General features: G+C 63.4%; 14 protein-coding genes and 3 pseudogenes. 7 read left to right on the top strand and 10 right to left on the bottom strand.

What is annotated here, in order from left to right; genetic code table 11:
- The first annotated feature begins 9 nt into the window (after positions 1 to 9).
- Positions 10 to 1,718 (top strand): annotated as a pseudogene (locus YO9_RS0103125) (long-chain-fatty-acid--CoA ligase).
- A gap of 152 nt (positions 1,719 to 1,870) precedes the next feature.
- Here YO9_RS0103125 and YO9_RS0103120 read toward each other — a convergent pair.
- Positions 1,871 to 2,524 (bottom strand): flavin reductase family protein, encoded by a 654-nt coding sequence (locus YO9_RS0103120; protein WP_223286024.1) that lies wholly within the window; start codon positions 2,522 to 2,524, stop codon positions 1,871 to 1,873.
- 153 nt (positions 2,525 to 2,677) lie between these two features.
- Here YO9_RS0103120 and YO9_RS0103115 point away from each other — a divergent pair, with 153 nt between their 5' ends.
- From YO9_RS0103115 to catC, 5 genes are all read left to right on the top strand, one after another.
- Complete coding sequence (locus YO9_RS0103115; RefSeq protein ID WP_223286023.1) at positions 2,678 to 4,051, top strand: AMP-binding protein; 1,374 nt, start codon at positions 2,678 to 2,680, stop codon at positions 4,049 to 4,051.
- Positions 3,958 to 4,188 (top strand): AMP-binding enzyme, encoded by a 231-nt coding sequence (locus YO9_RS16540; RefSeq protein WP_262925556.1) that lies wholly within the window; start codon positions 3,958 to 3,960, stop codon positions 4,186 to 4,188. Before YO9_RS0103115 ends, YO9_RS16540 begins: the two co-directional genes overlap by 94 nt.
- Before the next feature lie 124 nt (positions 4,189 to 4,312).
- Positions 4,313 to 5,215, top strand: coding sequence for a LysR family transcriptional regulator (locus YO9_RS0103110; protein WP_016996200.1), 903 nt, complete (start codon positions 4,313 to 4,315; stop codon positions 5,213 to 5,215).
- Positions 5,212 to 6,312: a mandelate racemase/muconate lactonizing enzyme family protein gene (locus tag YO9_RS0103105; RefSeq protein WP_016996199.1), complete on the top strand. Its 1,101-nt coding sequence runs from the start codon at positions 5,212 to 5,214 to the stop codon at positions 6,310 to 6,312. Before YO9_RS0103110 ends, YO9_RS0103105 begins: the two co-directional genes overlap by 4 nt.
- Positions 6,313 to 6,438: 126 nt before the next feature.
- Positions 6,439 to 6,717 carry a muconolactone Delta-isomerase gene (gene catC, locus YO9_RS0103100; protein ID WP_016996198.1) on the top strand — a complete coding sequence of 93 codons (279 nt, stop codon included), beginning with the start codon at positions 6,439 to 6,441 and terminating at the stop codon, positions 6,715 to 6,717.
- Positions 6,718 to 6,772: 55 nt separating this feature from the next.
- On the opposite strand, the gene YO9_RS0103095 is transcribed toward catC, so the two are convergent.
- The 7 genes and pseudogenes from YO9_RS0103095 to benA form a co-directional block, all read right to left on the bottom strand.
- Positions 6,773 to 9,619 carry a helix-turn-helix transcriptional regulator gene (locus tag YO9_RS0103095; RefSeq protein ID WP_223286021.1) on the bottom strand — a complete coding sequence of 949 codons (2,847 nt, stop codon included), beginning with the start codon at positions 9,617 to 9,619 and terminating at the stop codon, positions 6,773 to 6,775.
- Between the two features lie 99 nt (positions 9,620 to 9,718).
- A complete protein-coding gene (locus tag YO9_RS20490; protein WP_016996197.1) occupies positions 9,719 to 9,877 on the bottom strand; it encodes an SDR family oxidoreductase in 159 nt (52 codons plus the stop codon).
- A gap of 104 nt (positions 9,878 to 9,981) precedes the next feature.
- Positions 9,982 to 10,077, bottom strand: a pseudogene (gene benD / locus YO9_RS20485) (1,6-dihydroxycyclohexa-2,4-diene-1-carboxylate dehydrogenase); the annotation flags it as partial.
- 2 nt (positions 10,078 to 10,079) lie between these two features.
- Positions 10,080 to 10,439 carry an SDR family NAD(P)-dependent oxidoreductase gene (locus tag YO9_RS20480; RefSeq protein WP_317259729.1) on the bottom strand — a complete coding sequence of 120 codons (360 nt, stop codon included), beginning with the start codon at positions 10,437 to 10,439 and terminating at the stop codon, positions 10,080 to 10,082.
- Entirely contained in the window at positions 10,363 to 12,117 is a 1,755-nt protein-coding gene (gene benC / locus YO9_RS0103085; RefSeq protein ID WP_223286020.1) for a benzoate 1,2-dioxygenase electron transfer component BenC, read from the bottom strand. The genes YO9_RS20480 and benC overlap by 77 nt, the downstream gene beginning before the upstream one ends.
- Before the next feature lie 160 nt (positions 12,118 to 12,277).
- Positions 12,278 to 12,793, bottom strand: a complete 516-nt coding sequence (gene benB, locus YO9_RS0103080; protein ID WP_016996196.1) for a benzoate 1,2-dioxygenase small subunit — start codon at positions 12,791 to 12,793, stop codon at positions 12,278 to 12,280.
- A gap of 44 nt (positions 12,794 to 12,837) precedes the next feature.
- On the bottom strand, positions 12,838 to 14,205 hold the full coding sequence (gene benA / locus YO9_RS0103075; protein ID WP_016996195.1) for a benzoate 1,2-dioxygenase large subunit: 1,368 nt from the start codon (positions 14,203 to 14,205) through the stop codon (positions 12,838 to 12,840).
- Between the two features lie 352 nt (positions 14,206 to 14,557).
- Here benA and catA point away from each other — a divergent pair, with 352 nt between their 5' ends.
- A complete protein-coding gene (gene catA, locus YO9_RS0103070; protein WP_223286019.1) occupies positions 14,558 to 15,427 on the top strand; it encodes a catechol 1,2-dioxygenase in 870 nt (289 codons plus the stop codon).
- A gap of 491 nt (positions 15,428 to 15,918) precedes the next feature.
- Here the strand turns inward: catA and YO9_RS0103065 are convergent, their stop codons facing one another.
- Both YO9_RS0103065 and YO9_RS0103060 read right to left on the bottom strand, forming a co-directional pair.
- Positions 15,919 to 16,404 (bottom strand): MarR family winged helix-turn-helix transcriptional regulator, encoded by a 486-nt coding sequence (locus YO9_RS0103065; RefSeq protein ID WP_016996193.1) that lies wholly within the window; start codon positions 16,402 to 16,404, stop codon positions 15,919 to 15,921.
- A gap of 48 nt (positions 16,405 to 16,452) precedes the next feature.
- A pseudogene (locus tag YO9_RS0103060) lies at positions 16,453 to 17,067 on the bottom strand (hypothetical protein); the annotation flags it as partial.

The raw sequence follows: 17,067 nt of genomic DNA, 5'->3' as shown, positions 1-17,067 counted from the left end.
CTCGAAACCATGGCTAGCGAGACCTCCCGAGATTTTTTGGCAACCCGTCCGTGGACCCGGAGTTACAGCCCCGATGTCCCGCGAGACCTCAACCTCCCCGATACTTCCCTGATCCACATGCTCGAGAAGTCCGTGGCCCGCCACGGCGGCAAGACCGCCATCGAGTTCTTCAGTGCCGGCATGACCTATGCGGAACTGGGTGACCAGGTCCAGCGCGCGGCCGAGGGGCTGCGCCTCATGGGCGTGGAAGCCGGTGACCGCGTGGCCATTGTGCTGCCCAACTGCCCGCAGCACATCGTGGCGTTCTATGCAGCCATGCGCCTGGGCGCGATCGTGGTCGAACACAACCCGCTGTACACCGCACCCGAGCTCCGGCACCAGTTCGAGGACCACGGCGCTCGCGTGGCCATCGTGTGGGACAAGATCGCCTCGCGCATCACGTCCATGCCCAAGGATCTCAATATCGAGCACATCGTATCCGTGGACATCACCGCCGCGATGCCTTTCGTGATGCGGACCGCGCTCAAGTTGCCCGTCAAAAAGCTCAAGCAGCAGCGTGCGGAGCTCACCGAGGCTGCCCCCGGCACCGTTGCGTGGCGCAAGCTGATCAGCGCCGACCCCATTCGCGCCGATCACCGGCGTCCTTCGGCCACGGACGTTGCCCTGCTGCAGTACACCTCGGGTACCACGGGCACGCCCAAGGGTGCGATGCTCACCCACCGAAACCTGGAATCCAACGCGGTCATGGGCCAGCACTGGCTCGGCACCACGTCTGAGGAAGTGGTCTACGGTGTGCTGCCGCTCTTCCACGCGTTCGGCCTGACCCTGGGCATGACGTTTGCCATGTCCCTGGGCGCCAAGCTCGTCCTGTTCCCCACCGTGCGCGCGGATCTGATCCTCAAGGCCATGAAGAAGTCGATGCCCACCGTGCTGCCTGCTGTGCCGCCCGTCTACCAGAAGGTCTTGGACGAGGCGAAGGAGCAGGGTAAGGACCTGTCCGGAGTGCGCGTGGCGGTCTCGGGTGCCATGACCCTGCCGGTCCCGCTGGTCAAGACCTGGGAAGATGCCACGGGTGGCATGCTTATCGAGGGCTACGGTCTGACCGAGTGCTCGCCCCTGGTGTCTTGCAACCCCTTGAGCGATCTCCGGGAGGCCGGCTCCATCGGCATCCCCTTCCCGAGCACGGACATTCGCCTGGTGGACCCGGAAACCTGCCAGGACGTGGCCATGGGCGAGGAAGGCGAGCTGTGGGTCAAGGGACCCCAGGTCACCCAGGCTACTGGAAGCGCCCGGAAGAGACGGCCAAGCTGCTCACCAAGGACGGCTGGCTGCGCACCGGAGACATCGTCACCGTGGACGAGCAAGGCTTCCTGCGCGTGGTGGACCGCATCAAGGAGGTCATCATCACCGGTGGCTTCAACGTGGCGCCCACCGAGGTGGAGACCGCCCTCAAGCTCCATGACTCAGTGGAGGACACGGCGGTGGTCGGCATTCCTAACGACAACGGCAACGAGTCCGTGGTGGCCGCCGTAATCCTGGCTCCAGGGGTCACTCTCAACGAGGATGAGCTGCGCGAACACTGCTACGACAAGGTCACCCGGTACAAGGTGCCGCGGCGCATCGTGGCCATGGATGAACTGCCGCGCACCATGCTCGGCAAGACACTGCGCCGCGCGGTCAAGGAGAAGATCGTTGAGGAGCAGTTGCTGGACCGCTGAGTCCGGCGGGTCCGGTCGTGAAGACAGTCCGGCCCGGTTCCGAGCCGTAACCACCACGATTGACGACGCCGCCGCGAGACTTTCGCGGCGGCGTCGTCATGTCTTGTTCGGACCAGACGCGGCCTCTGTGCAGCGTCGGGTCCTGTGGCGCGTCAGGTGGGATCGCCGTCGACGGGATGTTTGATGCTGTCGTACGGGATGCGCCGGATCGAGCGGATGTCTCCCAGGCCGGCCCATTCGTCGTGACCCAGGCGGGCGATCGGATCCAGCCGCCGTGCGTCCGGGCCGCGCTCGCCGAGCGCGTGCGGCCTCACGGCCACGTGCCGGACCTCGCCGAAAACCACGTAACCGTTGCCCACGCCTAAGGGCTCGCCGTGCAGGACGCACTCCATACTCGCCGGTGATTCCGCGACCCGGGGCGCAGCAACCGTGCGGGACGGCTCCCTGGTGAGACCGGCGGCGTCGAACTCGCTGATCTCCGGCGGGTAATCGGTGCCGGTGGCGTTGATCTTCTCGAAGAGCTCCATGGGGGTGTGGTTGACCACGAACTCGCGGGTCTCCAGCACATTGCGCAGGGTGTCCTTCACCCCGGTGGAGACGAACTGAATGATGGCCGGGTCGGAAGAGACCATGGTGAAGTACGAGTGTGGGGAGAGATTGTCCACGCCGGAGGCGGAGCGCGTGGAGATCCATGCAATGGGACGGGGAATCACCAGCGACTTCACGATGCTCGCCCACGAACCGCTGGTGTTCGGCGTGAGTTCTTGTTTGGTCTGGTCCTTGGCGTGGGGTGTCCGGTCCGTCATGGTGTCCATTGCATCACGCGGTGCCGTGATGCGGGATGGGGGAATTTGTGTGCGATCAATAACTATTGACAATCGCAACGATTGACGATTCCATGGTTTGCACGTGACATCCGTCGCAGTGCTGTGCTCCCCGGGGAGCTGAGGAGGAAAACCGTGAACCTTGGAATTGGCACGTGGCCCGCTCGCCGCGTCATGGTCCGTCCGGACGCGACCGCTCTGGTGTTCGAGGGGCAGTCCGTGACCTACCGGGAATTCGAACTGCGGGTCCGCAAACTGGCGAACGCGCTGCGCGATTCCGGAGTGCGGCACGGTGACCGGGTGGCGTACGTGGGGTTCAATCACCCGTCCTTGCTCGAGACTTTCTTTGCGGCCGGGTTGCTGGGCGCGGCGGCGGTGCTGGTCAATCCTCGTTTGCGGCGGGCCGAGGTCGACTACATCCTGCGCGACTCCGGTGCCACCACGGTGGCCTTCGGGCAAGATCAGCGCGAGAACGCCACGGCTCTGGAATCGGAGCTCATGGATGTGCACACATGGTTGAGCGTTGACGGTGGCGGCCCCGGGCGGGAGTTCGAGACGTTCCTGCAGTCCGGCGGCGAAGACATCATCGACGAAGAGCTGGACCTCGACGAGCTGGCGCTGATCATGTACACCTCCGGCACCACGGGAAAGCCCAAGGGTGCCATGCTGAGCCACAACAACCTGTTCTACCAGTACGTCAACGCCCTGATCGGCCAGGATCTGCGCCAGGACGAGGTGCACCTGGCGGTCGCGCCGCTGTTCCACATTGCAGGGCTCAACATGATGGCCCTCCCCACGTTCATGCTGGGTGGCACCATCATCATTCAACGGCAGTTCCGGGCTCCGGACGTGCTGCGTGAGATCCAGGAATCCGGGGTGACATCTTCCTTCATGGTCCCGGCGATGCTGGATTCACTGTCCCACGCGGAGGGATTCGACTCCGCGGACTTCTCGTCCGTGCGCGCGTTCATGGTCGGTGGTTCACCCCTGCCCGAGCGCATGTTGCGCACCTGGGCCGAGCTGGACGTGGCCGTGATGCAGGGCTTCGGCATGACCGAGACCGCACCCGGGGTGCGGATGCTCGAACCGCGCGACGGCGTGAGCAAGTTGGGTTCCGCTGGTCGCCAGCACTTCTTCACCGAATCCAAGCTCGTGGATCCGCTGGGTGATGCCGTGGCCCCGGGGGATCCCGGTGAAGTCATCGTGCGCGGCCCCAACGTGATGAGCGGGTACTGGAACAAGCCGGAGGAAACGGCCAAGGCCCTGGAGGGCGGCTGGTACCACTCCGGTGACATCGCCGTGGAGGATGAGGACGGCTACCTGTTCATCAAGGACCGCATCAAGGACATGTACATTTCCGGCGGTGAGAACGTATACCCGGCGGAGGTCGAGAACGCCTGTTGGATGTCCCCGGAGTGCAGGAAGCCGCGGTCATCGGCGTTCCGGACGAGAAGTGGGGCGAGACCGGCAGGGCCTTCGTGGTGCTCTTCCCGAACGCGCCGGAGCTGACGGGACAGGACATCAGGGACCAGCTCAAGGAGCGGTTGGCCAGCTACAAGTTGCCCGCCTCGGTCGAGGTGGTGGACGAGCTGCCCCGCACCACGACCGGCAAGATTCAGAAGCACGTGTTGCGCGACCGCACCTGAGCCGGTTGGCGGCGACTGTGGCACGCATCCCAAAAATTCGGTTGATTTTATAGAAACATGTTCCTAATCTGCCCGATTGTAGATACGATTCTAATGAAACAATGTCGGGAAGAAGCGGGACCACATGGAGCTTCGACAACTGAACTACTTCATAGCCGTGGCCGAAGAACGTCACTTCGGCCGCGCAGCCAAGCGGCTGCACATGGCCCAGCCGCCCCTGTCACAGCAGATTCGCCAGCTCGAGGAACAGCTGGGCGTCAAACTGCTGGACCGCACCACGCGTCGCGTTGATCTCACCGCGGCGGGGCAGGAATTGCTGGATCGCGGTCGCAAGATCGTCAATGAGGTCGAAACCCTCAAGGCGGACGTGTACCAGGTGGGCAACGGTGCCACCGGTGTGCTGCGCGTGGGGTTCTCCGGTTCGGCCACGTACGGCGTGATGCCCAAGATCGTGCGCCACGTGAAGCAAGCGCTGCCCGGGCTGTCCATGACCTTGCAGGGCGAAATGCTCACCCCCGCCATGGAAGCGGGTCTGCGAGACCACACCCTGGATGCCGCCATGTTGCGCCCGCCCGTGGCCTCGGCGGAGATCGAATACCGGGTGGTCACCCGCGAGAAGCTCGTGGTGGCCCTGCCCTCGCACAGCCCGCTGGCCACAGGACGCCCCGTGGCCATCAACGAATTACAGGAACAACCCTTCATCACGTACCCGCCGGAATCGGTGATGTACCGGATGGTCTCGGAGCTGTGCCGTCACGGGGGATTCCAGCCCCGCATCGGCCAGGTGGCCAAGGAAACCTCCACCATGCTGTCCTTCGTGGCAGCCGGCGGGGGAGTGGCCGTGGTGCCGCAGGCCGTGTGTTCCTTCCAGCTCGAGGGCGTGGTCTACGCCCCCCTCGAAGATTCCCCCGACAGTGAGCTTGCGGTGGCGTGGCGCCGGGAAGACCGCTCCACCCTTTTGCACAACTTTGTGAACCTCGTGATGGATGTCAGCGAGGCAAACCCTGGCACGAAAGGCCAAGCATGAAAATCACCCGCATCGAGGCGGTCCCCTATTCGATTCCTTACATTCGTTCCCTGCACTTCGCATCGGGTTCGGTGGACGAGGCCGATCACGTCCTGGTGCGTGTGCACACGGACGAGGGAATCGTGGGTGTCGCGGACACGCCGCCACGCCCGTACACCTACGGCGAGACGCAGAAGTCCATCGTCGCCGTGGTCGAGGACATTTTCTCGCCCCAGCTGGCGGGCCTGGACATCTTCGCCCGTGACCGCATGCAGACCATCATGGACCGCACGGTGCACAACCAGACGGCCAAGGGCGCCGTGGACATCGCCGTGTGGGACGTGATCGGCAAGTACCTGAACCAGCCGGTGTCCTCACTGCTGGGCGGCTACACCGATCACATGACGGTGTCGCACATGCTCGGCTTCAAGCCGGCCCAGGAACTGTTGCAGATCGCCCTGGAATTCCGCGAGAAGCACGGCATCAACACGTTCAAGCTCAAGACGGGCCGTCACCCCATCTCGCTGGACATCGAGGCTGCCCGCGTGCTGCGAGAGGGCCTCGGCCCCGAGGCGCACCTCTACATGGACGCGAACCGCGGCTGGTCCGCCAATGAATCCGCCGAGGTGCTGCGTCAGACTGCGGACCTGGGCATGGAGTTCTTGGAGGAGCCCGACGACGCTCGCGAGGTTCTCGGACGACGCCGCCTGGTCACCAACTCGCCCATCCCCATCGCCGCGGACGAATCGGCACCGGACCTGGGCACCGCAGCGCGTGAGATCCTCACTGGTGGCGCCAATTTCTTGGCCATCAAGACCGCCCGCTCCGGTTTCACCGAGGCCACCAAGATCCTGGGCATGGCCCAGGGCATGGGCATCGACGTGTACGTGGGTAACCAGATCGACACCCAGGTGGGCACGATTGCCTCGGTGACCTTCGGTGCTGCATTCGCACACACCTCCAAGCGCGCGGGCGAGCTGTCCAACTACCTGGACATGGCCGACGACCTGTTGGCCGAGCCGCTCAGCATCGAGGACGGCAAGATCTTCGTCCGTGACGTCCCCGGTGTGGGCACGGCGATCGACGAGGACAAGCTCGCGCACTACCGCAGCAACTGAGTTTCAGCCGGGCCGTGACCGCGGCCCTGCGACATCTCGCCCGCGCGTCGGCCGAAGCATCGGCACCTCGGTCCCCGAGGGGCGCGGCGGGCGAACAAGTACAACCCAACACGTGAGGAGAACTCCTTGAAGTACCTGGTTCACATGGACGTCAACATTCCCACCGATATGCCGGCCGACGAGGTCGCCGAGATCAAGGCCACCGAAAAGGCCTACTCCCAGGAACTGCAGCGCTCGGGCAAGTGGCCCGAGATCTGGCGCGTGGTGGGCGAATACGCCAACTACTCCGTGTTCGATGTGGAGTCCAACGGCGAACTGCACGACATCCTGCAGAACCTGCCGCTGTTCCCGTACATGGACATCACCGTGATTCCGCTGGCCAAGCACCCCTCCGACGTCAAGTAAGCACGTCGCACGGAGATCCCCGTTGCGCTCACCTCCGTGGTGAGCGCGGCGGGGATTATTCGTTGTCGCGGTACCGCGCGGCGAGCTCGCTGCGTGAGCGTATGCCGAACTTCGTATAAATCCGGGTCAAGTGGTACTGGACGGTCTTCTCGGCAATGAACAAGTGGCTGGCCACCTCTTTGTTCGTGGAGCCGCCGGCCACGAGTTCCGCCACAGCGGTTTCCTGCGGCGTGAGCTGCACGCGCTCACGCTGAACGGCGGCCAATACTGGATCCGCAGGATCCGGTGCCGCACCCTGGTCCACGCCGGTGGCCTTGAGCTCGCGATCGCAGCGCTGCACGTAGGTGTGCGCGCCCAACATCTCGTAGAGATCGCGGGCCGCTCGCAGGACCGAGGACGCCAACCGTCGCTTGCCCGCCCGGCGCATCGACTGGCCGAACGCGAAACTGATGCGCGCGTGCAGGTAGGGCCGATTCAGGGCCCTGAGTTCGTGGAGGGCGTCCTCGAAATAGTCGCGGGCGGCGTCGGGATCGCCCTGGGCCGCCAACAATCGGCCGCGGGCCCATTTGAGGCGCGCCTGATCGGTGGGGATGTGCTCGGGGCGGTCAATGGCCTCGAACTCGTCCAGGAATTCTTGGGCGCGATCCAGCTTGTTGGTCATGACCAGGGCGTTGACGTAGGTGTCCTGCCACGACCAGAAGGAGACGCGGGTGTTGGTCCACGGATCCAGTTCGGCCACTCTGGTCATACATTCCAGCGAGCCCTCGTAGTCACCGCGGGCCTCGTGGAAACGCGCCTTGGCCAACAGGGAAGGCACCGACATGCACAGGAAGCTGTCCGCCGGGACCGCGGCGAGGGACACGTAATGCCGGGCGAGTTGCCAGTCGCCTCGCATCGAGTACAGCTCCGCGGCGGTCCAGTACAGCAGGGGACGCAACATATCCATCTGCGCCGTCTCCAGTTGAGGGGCCGCACGAGAAATGGTGGCCGCGGCGGCGTCCCAGTGGCCGAGGACCAGTTGCGTGCGAGCCAGCCAGGCTTCGGACCAGAGTGAAATGCGCAGCGAGCCGCCGCGGAACTTGGTGGGTCCGGCGGATTCGAACTGGGCCTGCGCGGATTCCACCTCGTCGGTACGTAGCGCGAGCCAACCCGCGCCCATTTCCATGCGCTGCTTCTGGGCGTTCTCCTCGCACCGTTCGAAGGCCTTGGCGTAGGCCTTGCGGGCTTCCTTCAGTTGACCGGTCGCGAACAGCCCCAGCCCGTAGATCGCCTCGGTCTCGATATAGGCCGGCGTGGTGGGCTCGGTCAGGGACATGGCTTTCTCGGCCCACGAAATCATGGCCGGGCCGTCCCATTGAGCCACTCCGCGCAGCACCAGACGCTGGGCGATCTGACCGGCGGTCGCGGGTTCCTGTTTGATGTTCACACTGCGCCACGCGGCACCGAGTTGGTTCTCGGCGCTGCGATTCTGGCCCGTGACCACCGACAGGTACCCCAGGACCGATGACCGCAGCGCGGAGGGTTGCATGTCGTCCACCGCGGCGGCCAGGCCTTGGCCTCGGCAATGTTGCCCGAACCGATGATCGCGTCCACGGCGCGCAGCAGCAGGTTGTTGCGCAGCCTGGTGTCGTCGGTCAGGCGCGAGGCGGACAGTAGGGCGTTGGCGGCGTCGTGCCAGGCGCTGCGCGGCCTGCTCGCTCGCGAAGACCTCGAGGCGGGCGGCCAGTTCGGGATTCGCCGACGGCGCCGAGCTCACCAGGTGCCCCAACCTGCGGGATTCGTCCAATACGGCGCGGCTCGCTCGGTGGTGCAGTTCCACGCGGCGACTGGGCAGCATGCGCTCATAAATGGCACCGGCGGCGGAGGGCTCGAAGAACTTCACCTGGCTACTGGCCTGGTTCAGTTCCAGGGTCAAAAGGTCGGCGCGATGTCCCTCGTCCAATGCGGCGAGCATGCGGTCCTGATCCGTGATGCCACACACCTCGGCGATCTCGGTGAGAGACGACTCGTCGCCCAGCAGGGACACGGACTCCGCCACGTTGATGAGGTCCTCGGAGGCGGCGGCCATGATGCTGGCCACGCGAGCTCGCACGCGGCTACTGGCCGGGAGATCGGGGAACCAGGAATGCCACGTGTCCCGGGGCATTTCGCGCAGCAACTCGTTGATCTGCTGGGGGTTACCCCGCGTGTGCCGGACCAGCTCGTAACTGGAGGCCGAGGTCAGGTCGATGTTGAAGCGGCGTCGTGCCAATTCTTGGGTGCCGCGCGGATCCAACGGTTCCAAGGTGATCTGCTGGACCTCGTGGCCGGTGAGCTGGTCCAAGACCGTGGCGGGCATTCCCTGCGCCTGTTGACGGTCCAGTGCCAGCACGAACATGACTTTCTTGGCATGTAACCGGCGCAGGACGAAGGACAGGATGCGCAGGCTGGCCTCGTCGATCCAGTGGGCGTCGTCTACGATCACCAGCACGGGGGAACGTTCCTGTAGCGATTCCAGGTGGGTGCCCAGCGTGGCCGCGTGGTTCATGAGCCGGTCAGGACTCAGCGCCTGGGAGCCCACGGGAGTTTGGGCGATGTCGATGTCGTAGCCCTTGCCCGAACGGACGGGGGACGTCATGATCAGCTGGCTGTACCCGGCCAACTGCAATTGGGCCTCCCACTGATCTCCCTGGGCCCTGAGAATCCTGGGAGGGCGCGCTCCGTTCCTGACGTGCGTGAGGAACTCGGTGATCAGTGAGGTCTTGCCCATTCCCGCTTCACCGTTGATGACCACGGTGTTCACACGGCCGCGGCGGGAGTCCCTGAGCAGATCGCCCAGGCGTTCCAGAGCGGGATCCAGTCCGATCAACACGCGATGCATGGTGCCGTGAGTCGGCACTACGGGTTGCGGGGACTGGCTCACAATCACTCCTGACGGTCGTGGGTAGCGGTCACTACCTGCGGATACTGTACGCGCCGGGTAAGTCTGTTCGACTTACCGGCGCGATACCAGTGGGGGCTCTCAGCCCATGTCACCACCGCTGACCTGGACCACCGACCCGGTCATGTAGGAGGCCTCGTCGGAGGCCAGGAACACGATGGGTGCAGCTTGTTCGTCCAGGGTGCCGTAGCGCTTGAAGAACGTGGAGTCGGTGACCTGATCGACACGTCCTTGACCCACGCCTGCTCCTGTTCGCCCTCCGGGCCGGGGCCGCGCTGTACCTTGCGCGGGGGAGCCTCGGTGCCACCCGGGGCGGTGGCCATCACGCGGATACCGCGGCCGGCGGTCTCCATGGCCAGTGCCTGGGTGATGCCGTTGACGCCACCCTTGGCCGCCGAATACGGCACGCGGTTGATACCGCGCGTCGCGTTCGAGGACACGTTCACGATGGTTCCGGAACGGCTTCCAACATGGCGGGCAGCACCGCGCGGCACATCCACAACGTGGGGAACAGCGAACGGTTGATCTCCTTCTGGATCTGTTCGGCATCGAAGTGCTCGAACGGACGCATCAGGATGGCACCGCCCACGTTGTTGATCAGGATGTCCACGCGACCGTGACGTTCCAGGGTTGCGGACACAGCTTGCTCAGCACCGGCGAACTGCTCGAGATCGACACCGGTCACCGCGCTTGCAGATCCCTCGGAGCCATTCTTCGCGGCGAACTCATTGATGCCCTCGGCAACCTGCTCCGCCAACTCGGAACGGTCCACCAGAACCACGGTGCCGCCTTCGGCGCCGATACGTTCTGCGACCCGCTGTCCGATGCCCTGGGCGGAACCGGTCACCAGCACCACCTTGCCGTTGAAACGGCCCGGGCTCAGCGCATTGAACGGTTCGGGCAAATGGGTCACTCGGACTCCTTCTTGTCGATGGCGCCTTCCATGGTCTCCTTGGCGTCACGGGCGTGCGCATGATGACCTCGCGTGCGCGCTCGATGTCCTTCTTCTCGAAGGCCTCGACGAAGTCCTCGTGATCCTGGATGACACGATCGAAGATCACGGTTCCGGACTCGAACGTGGCCTGCATCTGATCGGTCAGGTCCAAGCGACGGTAGGACTCCAGCAACGAGGGATTGTTAGAGACCGTGAAGAGGTACTCGTGGAACTCCTCGTTGTAACGAACGAAGTCCTCGGGCTTCTTGACCTCGGAGCCTGCCACGCAATCCGCGGTGGCCTCGGCCAGGCGGCGCAGGTTCTTGACCTGTTCGTCCGTGATCTTGGGCATCATGAGCTCGGTGATGGCCAACTCAAGACCCATGCGGGCGTCCAACTGCGCGAAGGAATCTTCCTTGGCAAAGGAGAGGCGACCGGTTTCCATGGAGGAAACTGCCTCGGACTTGGACATCGAATCGCCGGACTCTGCAACATCCTCGGGGCTGGCGGGTGCGCCGGTCTCGGCGTCGCCTCCAGTCTTCTCCTTGGGTGCGAAGCGCTCGAAGTAGAAGTTGGCGGGCTCGACGCCCTCGGTCTCGAGCCACTTGGCTACGGCGTTGACCATGGGTGGGGGGCCACACAGGTAGATGTCCACGTCGCCGTCATTGAGGTGACCCGGTTCGATGATCTGGGTGACGTAACCGGTGTGCGGGGCCGAGGTGCCATCTTCGGAGGCGATGTAGTCCCACGTGAAGTTGGGCAGCTTGGCTTTGTACTCTTCGATCCAGTCCAAGCCCACGATGTCTTCCTCGCGGGTCACACCGTAAATCAGGTGCACGGCGTGCTCCGGCGGATTCTCCGAGAGCTTCTCCAGGATGGACAGCAACGGCGCCAAACCGGTGCCGCCGGCCAACAGCAGCAGCGGACGCTTGGGGTCGCGGAGGAAGAAGGAACCGAACGGGCCGGACAGGGTGATCTCATCGCCCACTTCGGCGCGGTCACGCAAGTACTCGGACATCGCGCCCTTGGGAGCGGTACGAACCATGAAGGACGCAGCCTCGGTGTTCGGGCCGCTCGAGAAGGAGTACGAGCGCTCCACATCGGCACCGGGGATCTTGAGGTTCACGTACTGGCCGGGCAGGTAAGCCAGTTCAGAGCGCTTGTCGATTTCCAGCGTGAAGGACGTGGTGGTCTCCGAATGACGGTCCAGCTGCGTGATCCGCGAGGTGTACGAGGAGGCCGAGGTCTTGGCCGACTCGGAGGTCGCGGGGATATTCACGGCCATGTCCGATTCCGGCATGGTCTGGCAAGTCAGGATGTAACCCTTCTCGAACTCCTCGTCGGTCAGAGCATCCTCGATGAAGTCTCCGGGGTCGAACTCGCCGGACTCGCAGAAGGATTTACATGTACCGCACGCGCCGTCGCGGCAGTCGGAAGGAATGTTGATGCGTGCCTTGTAGGACGCGTCCATGATGGTTTCGTAGTCATCGACCTTGATGACCTTGGTGACGCCATCTTCGAAAGTTAGTGCAACCTGGTTCGGCATGGGTGATCTTCTCCTACTAGCGGTGAGCCGTGGTCATGGGACGGGTGCGTTCACCGCAATAGCTGTGATGTGTGAATGGGCCAATCGGTACGGACAGCACCGGTGCCCGGACCCTTGAGGCGGGGGCCGGGCACCGGACCGTCCGTCACAGCGAGTGGACTCAGATCATGTAGATGTCGACTACGTGGTGAATGTAGTCGTTCTTCAGGACAACCTTCTTGTCCATGATCTTGGGCTGTTCGCCAGCCATGTTGATCGTGTACAGGCTGTAACCGAAGTAGGTCTCGGTCACGTTGTAACGGAAGTAAAGGTTGAACCAGTTGAACCGGACCTTCACCTCGTCACCGTTCTGCTCCAGGATCTCGACATCCGTGATGTTGTGACCGGTGCGCGGTTCCGGCAGGGACGTGGCCGAGGAACGGTCCGTCTTGATGCGGAACACGCGGTCTTCGATGCCACCGCGGTTGTCGTAGTAGATCAAGGAGATCTCGCGCTGCGGATCCTCGGTCAGCTCGCCGTTGTCGTCCCAGGCGGGCATCCAGTAGGAGGCGCTCGGGTCGTAGCACTCGATCCAGGCATCGAAGTCGCGGTCGTCCAGCAGACGAGCCTCGCGGTACAGGAAGGCCCGCACCTTTTCGATGGTGGACGTGCGTTCTTCGGTCAACGTTTCAGTCATGGTCTCGCAATCTTTCGTCGTGTCAGGGAATGGCCGGGCGTGGATCAGGCAGAAGCCGGATCGTTGTCCTGCTCTTCCGCAGCCTTTTCCATGACCTGCTTCCAGTAACCGTGCTGCACGGGGTACAGGCCCTCGTCCTCGGTGCGAACACCGGAGGCGATCACGCTGTCCATGCCCAGTGCCGAAGCCTGCTCGTCCGGACCGGAGATCTCGTGGGCAACGCCGCGAGTCATGTCGTTCCAGGGAGCGGCCGAGGCCAGGTAGGTCTTCTGGCAGGAGCGGAACTCCTCGAGGTCATCCGGAGTGGCCATGCCGGTCGCGTTGAAGAAGTCTTCGTACTGGCGGATGCGGTGCGCGCGGGCCTTGTCCGACTCACCCTTGGGGGCGATGCAGTAGATGGTGACCTCGGTCTTGTCCACGCTGATGGGACGCACGTGGCGGATCTGCGAGGAGAACTGGTCCATCAGGTACACGTTCGGGTACAGGCACAGGTTGCGGGAGATGTTGATCATGAAGTTGGCCATCTCTTCGCCGTACTTCTCAACGAGCTCGTCGCGGCGGTCCCACAACGGGCGGTCCTGCGGGTTGCCCCACTCTTGCCAGAGCAGCAGGTGGCCGTGCTCGAAGGAGTAGAAGCCGCCCTTGGCCTTGCCCCACTTGCCGGCGTCCATGGCCTTGGTGGTGTTGGTGGAGTCACCGGCGGTACGACGCGAGGTGGTTGCGGCGTAGTTCCAGTGGGTGGCGGTGACGTGGTAGCCGTCAGCGCCGTTCTCCATCTGGACCTTCCAGTTGCCGTCGTAGGTGTACGTGGACGAACCGCGCAGCACCTCCAGGCCCTCGGGGGACTGGTCGACGATGGAGTCGATCACCTTGGTGGCGTCACCCAGGTGCTCCTCGAGGGGCAGGACGTCCGGGTTCAGCGAACCGAACAGGAAGCCCTTGTAGTTCTCGAAGCGAGCAACCTTGGTGAGGTCGTGGGAGCCTTCCTTGTTGAAGTTCTCCGGGTAGCCCGCGTTGCGCGAGTCCTTGACCTTGAGCAGTTCGCCGGTGTTACGGAAGGTCCAGCCGTGGAACGGGCAGGTGAAGGTGGTGCGGTTGTCGGTCTTGCGACGGCACAGCATGGCACCGCGGTGTGCACATGCGTTGATGAGAGCGTTGAGCTTCTCTTCCTTGTCGCGAGTAATCACGATGGGCTGGCGACCGATGTAGGTCGTGAAGTAATCGCCCACGTTGGGGATCTGGGACTCGTGAGCGAGGTACACCCAGTTGCCTTCGAAGATGTGCTTGATCTCGAGTTCGAAGATCTCCGGGTCGGTGAAGATCTCACGGTTGGCCCGGATGATGCCCTGTTCGCGGTCGTCGACGAGCGCGTTTTCGAGTACTTGGTGAAGGTGGCTGAGGGTTTCGGTCATGACGTAACTCCTTGGACTTCGGTGCACCGGGTGGACCCGGCGCATCTTGTGGTGCGGGCGGTACTGCTTAAAACCCGCAGGTGAACCACAGGTTGCGTATGTCTCATTCTTCCCTCTAGTGACCCCACTCACATCAGGGTAAACCCTAGGGTGAGGTAAGGGGGTGTCTGATCGTCTTACATAATCAATAAGCCCTGATTACATATTTGTAAGATATGGATTCGGTTCGTAAGCTTGAGACAAGCGTCACGGTGTGTCACTCACCACAGGTTTGCACACTCTTGCTACCGGTGGACTCGCACATCACCCCCGGGGCGTACAGCTTTTCAATGATGAGAAAGTGGAGGTCACCATGACTGAAACCCGCAAGGAAAACGAAGGCACCGCAGTCGAGGCCGGCTCGCTCGCCACTGAGCGTTTCACCCAGTCCGGCAAGCTGGCCAAGCTCGATGTTCCCAAGGAGCGTGTCTCCCAGCTCGCAGGTGAGCTGATCCAGGCCGCCAACGACATCGTGGTCAAGCACGAGGTCACCTACGAGGAGTACAACGCACTCAAGGCGTGGCTGATCAAGGTCGGCACCGACGGCGAGTGGCCTCTGTTCCTCGACGTGTGGCTCGAGCACACCGTGGAGGACGTCAACTCCAAGGAACGTCCCGGCAGTGTCGGCACCATTGAGGGCCCCTACTACGTCCCCAACGCTCCCGAGATGTCCACTCCGGCAACTTTGGAAATGCGCGAAGGCGAAGAGGGCACCCCGCTGCTCTTCCACGGCAACTTCACCGACACCGAGGGCAACCCCATCAAGGACGCACAGGTTGAGATCTGGCACGCAGACGCTGCCGGTTTCTACTCCCAGTACGCTCCTAGCCTGCCCGAGTGGCTCTTCCGCGGCACCGTCAAGGCAGACGAAAACGGCCACTTCGAGATCAACACCACGCAGCCGGCGCCCTACCAGATCCCGACCGACGGCGCTTGCGGCCAGTTGATCGGCGCAGCCGGTTGGCACGCATGGCGTCCGGCCCACATCCACATCAAGGTCTCCGCTCCCGGTTACCAGCTGGTTACCCAGCAGCTCTACTTCCCGGGCGACCCGCACAACGAGGATGACATTGCTTCGGCAGTGAAGCCCGAGCTGATGCTGGACGTGAAGGGGCGCCAGGGCGGCGAAGGCAACCAGGTCGAGTACAACTACGTGCTCGCCAAGGAGGACGAGAGCAAGTAAGTAGCTCTCAGCCTGTAGCGATCACGCGTGATCGCTGAGCTCTCACAAAAGCACCCCGATTCTTCGGATCGGGGTGCTTTTGCGTGGTCGCCGTTGGGCGTGTCGCGCGGAGTTTGAGATTTCAGATCACGGTACGCGCCGCGATTCGCTGGAATGCTGCAACAATTGCGACTCGGTATCAGGATTTCCTACTATTGAGTAGTCATAATGTGAAGTCATGAGAATCACCGCGGTTGTTACTTGCATCTGGATGTAAATGACGCCTACAGTGTTGATGTCAGTCGAAGAGGCCCGGGTGCATCCCCCCAAGCGCGCCCGGAAGTTCCCCCGACTGGCCGGCGTCCCGTATCTCCCCCGATTCGGGATGTCCGACGGTCCTGTCGATTCCCCCAAGCGACAGGACCCGTCCCCTGTTTAAGAGCGATATCGTCTCACCCGGTCAGGGCATCCCCTGGGGTACATCCCCGGGATGCCCACTGGTAGATGGGAAATCAGATCAGGTTCATTTTCTCCAGGCGCGGGAGAACCTTGGAGGCCATGTTCACCAGCGCCTGCATTTCTTCGGTGCTGAGATTGTCCACGAAAGCCTCGCGCACCATGTTCAGGTGCGAGGGGGCGGCTCCGTTGATCACTTGACGCCCGTGCTCGGTGATTTCGACGATGAGCCCGCGGGCATCCTGCGGGCTGGGTTTGCGGCACACCATGCCGCGCTTCTCCATGCGGGACAGCATGTGCGACAGCCTGGAGCGTTCCCAGTCCAGGTGGCGTAGTAGATCGCGGGAGGGCAGGCTGCCGTCCTTCGACTCGGACAGGGGGACGAGCACGTGGTATTCGGAACTCGACAGCTCGCTGTCCCGCTGGAGCTGCCGGTCGATGGCGCGCTCCATGCCCTGTGACAGAGCCAGAAAACTGCGCCAAGCGGCGTCCTCGTGCTCTGTCAGCCAGGGCACGGTATTCGCGGAGGAGGGCGTCTGCATGATCTGGGGAACTTTCTTCTCTGGCCGGGTCCGGCGAGGGTGTGTGGATCAGTCGCGCGGGCCGCGCCGGATCCAATCCGAATCGTAGTAGTTGGGGCGCTTGTCGCGGTCGCGCTGCCGATCGCGTTGGCGTGCCTGTTCGGCGTAGTCGGTGGGGCGCAAAGGGGAGTCGTCGTCATCGGGGCGGGTGAGCATGGCCATCGCGACCAGTCCGAACCCCAGTACCGATCCCACCACCATGGTCATTCCGGCCACGATGAACGCCAGGATGTAGTCGTCCACCAGGCCCTCGGGGATGGAACTGCCCATGATCGGCTCCACCAGGAATGACCCACCGATGCCCAGGAGCCCGATCAGCAGCAGAAACCCCGGGATCAGCCACAGTTTGGAGCGGCTGTGGATCGCCACCGCGTCAGGGTCGCGGAACAGGGGGATGATCTGGAATTGAACCATCACGTATCCAACAACGCCCAGGAGCGCCAGGGTGGCGCCCACGATCCAGCCCTCGGAGAAGCCGATGGCCATGAGCCCCAGGCCCACCAGTGCGCCCAAAAGAATCACGGTGAAGGACAGACCGCGTCCCATGCGGCGCGCCGCCTTGGGGGAGACGGCCCGCTGCGTGTTCGTGGACTCGTCCCGACGCTCAGGCAGCCGCGAGGACCG

Source organism: Kocuria atrinae C3-8 (genome assembly GCF_000286355.1).
Classification (GTDB): Bacteria; Actinomycetota; Actinomycetes; order Actinomycetales; family Micrococcaceae; genus Kocuria; species Kocuria atrinae_A.
Note: the sequence above shows the minus strand (reverse complement) of the source record. Positions and strands in the feature narration are given on the sequence as shown.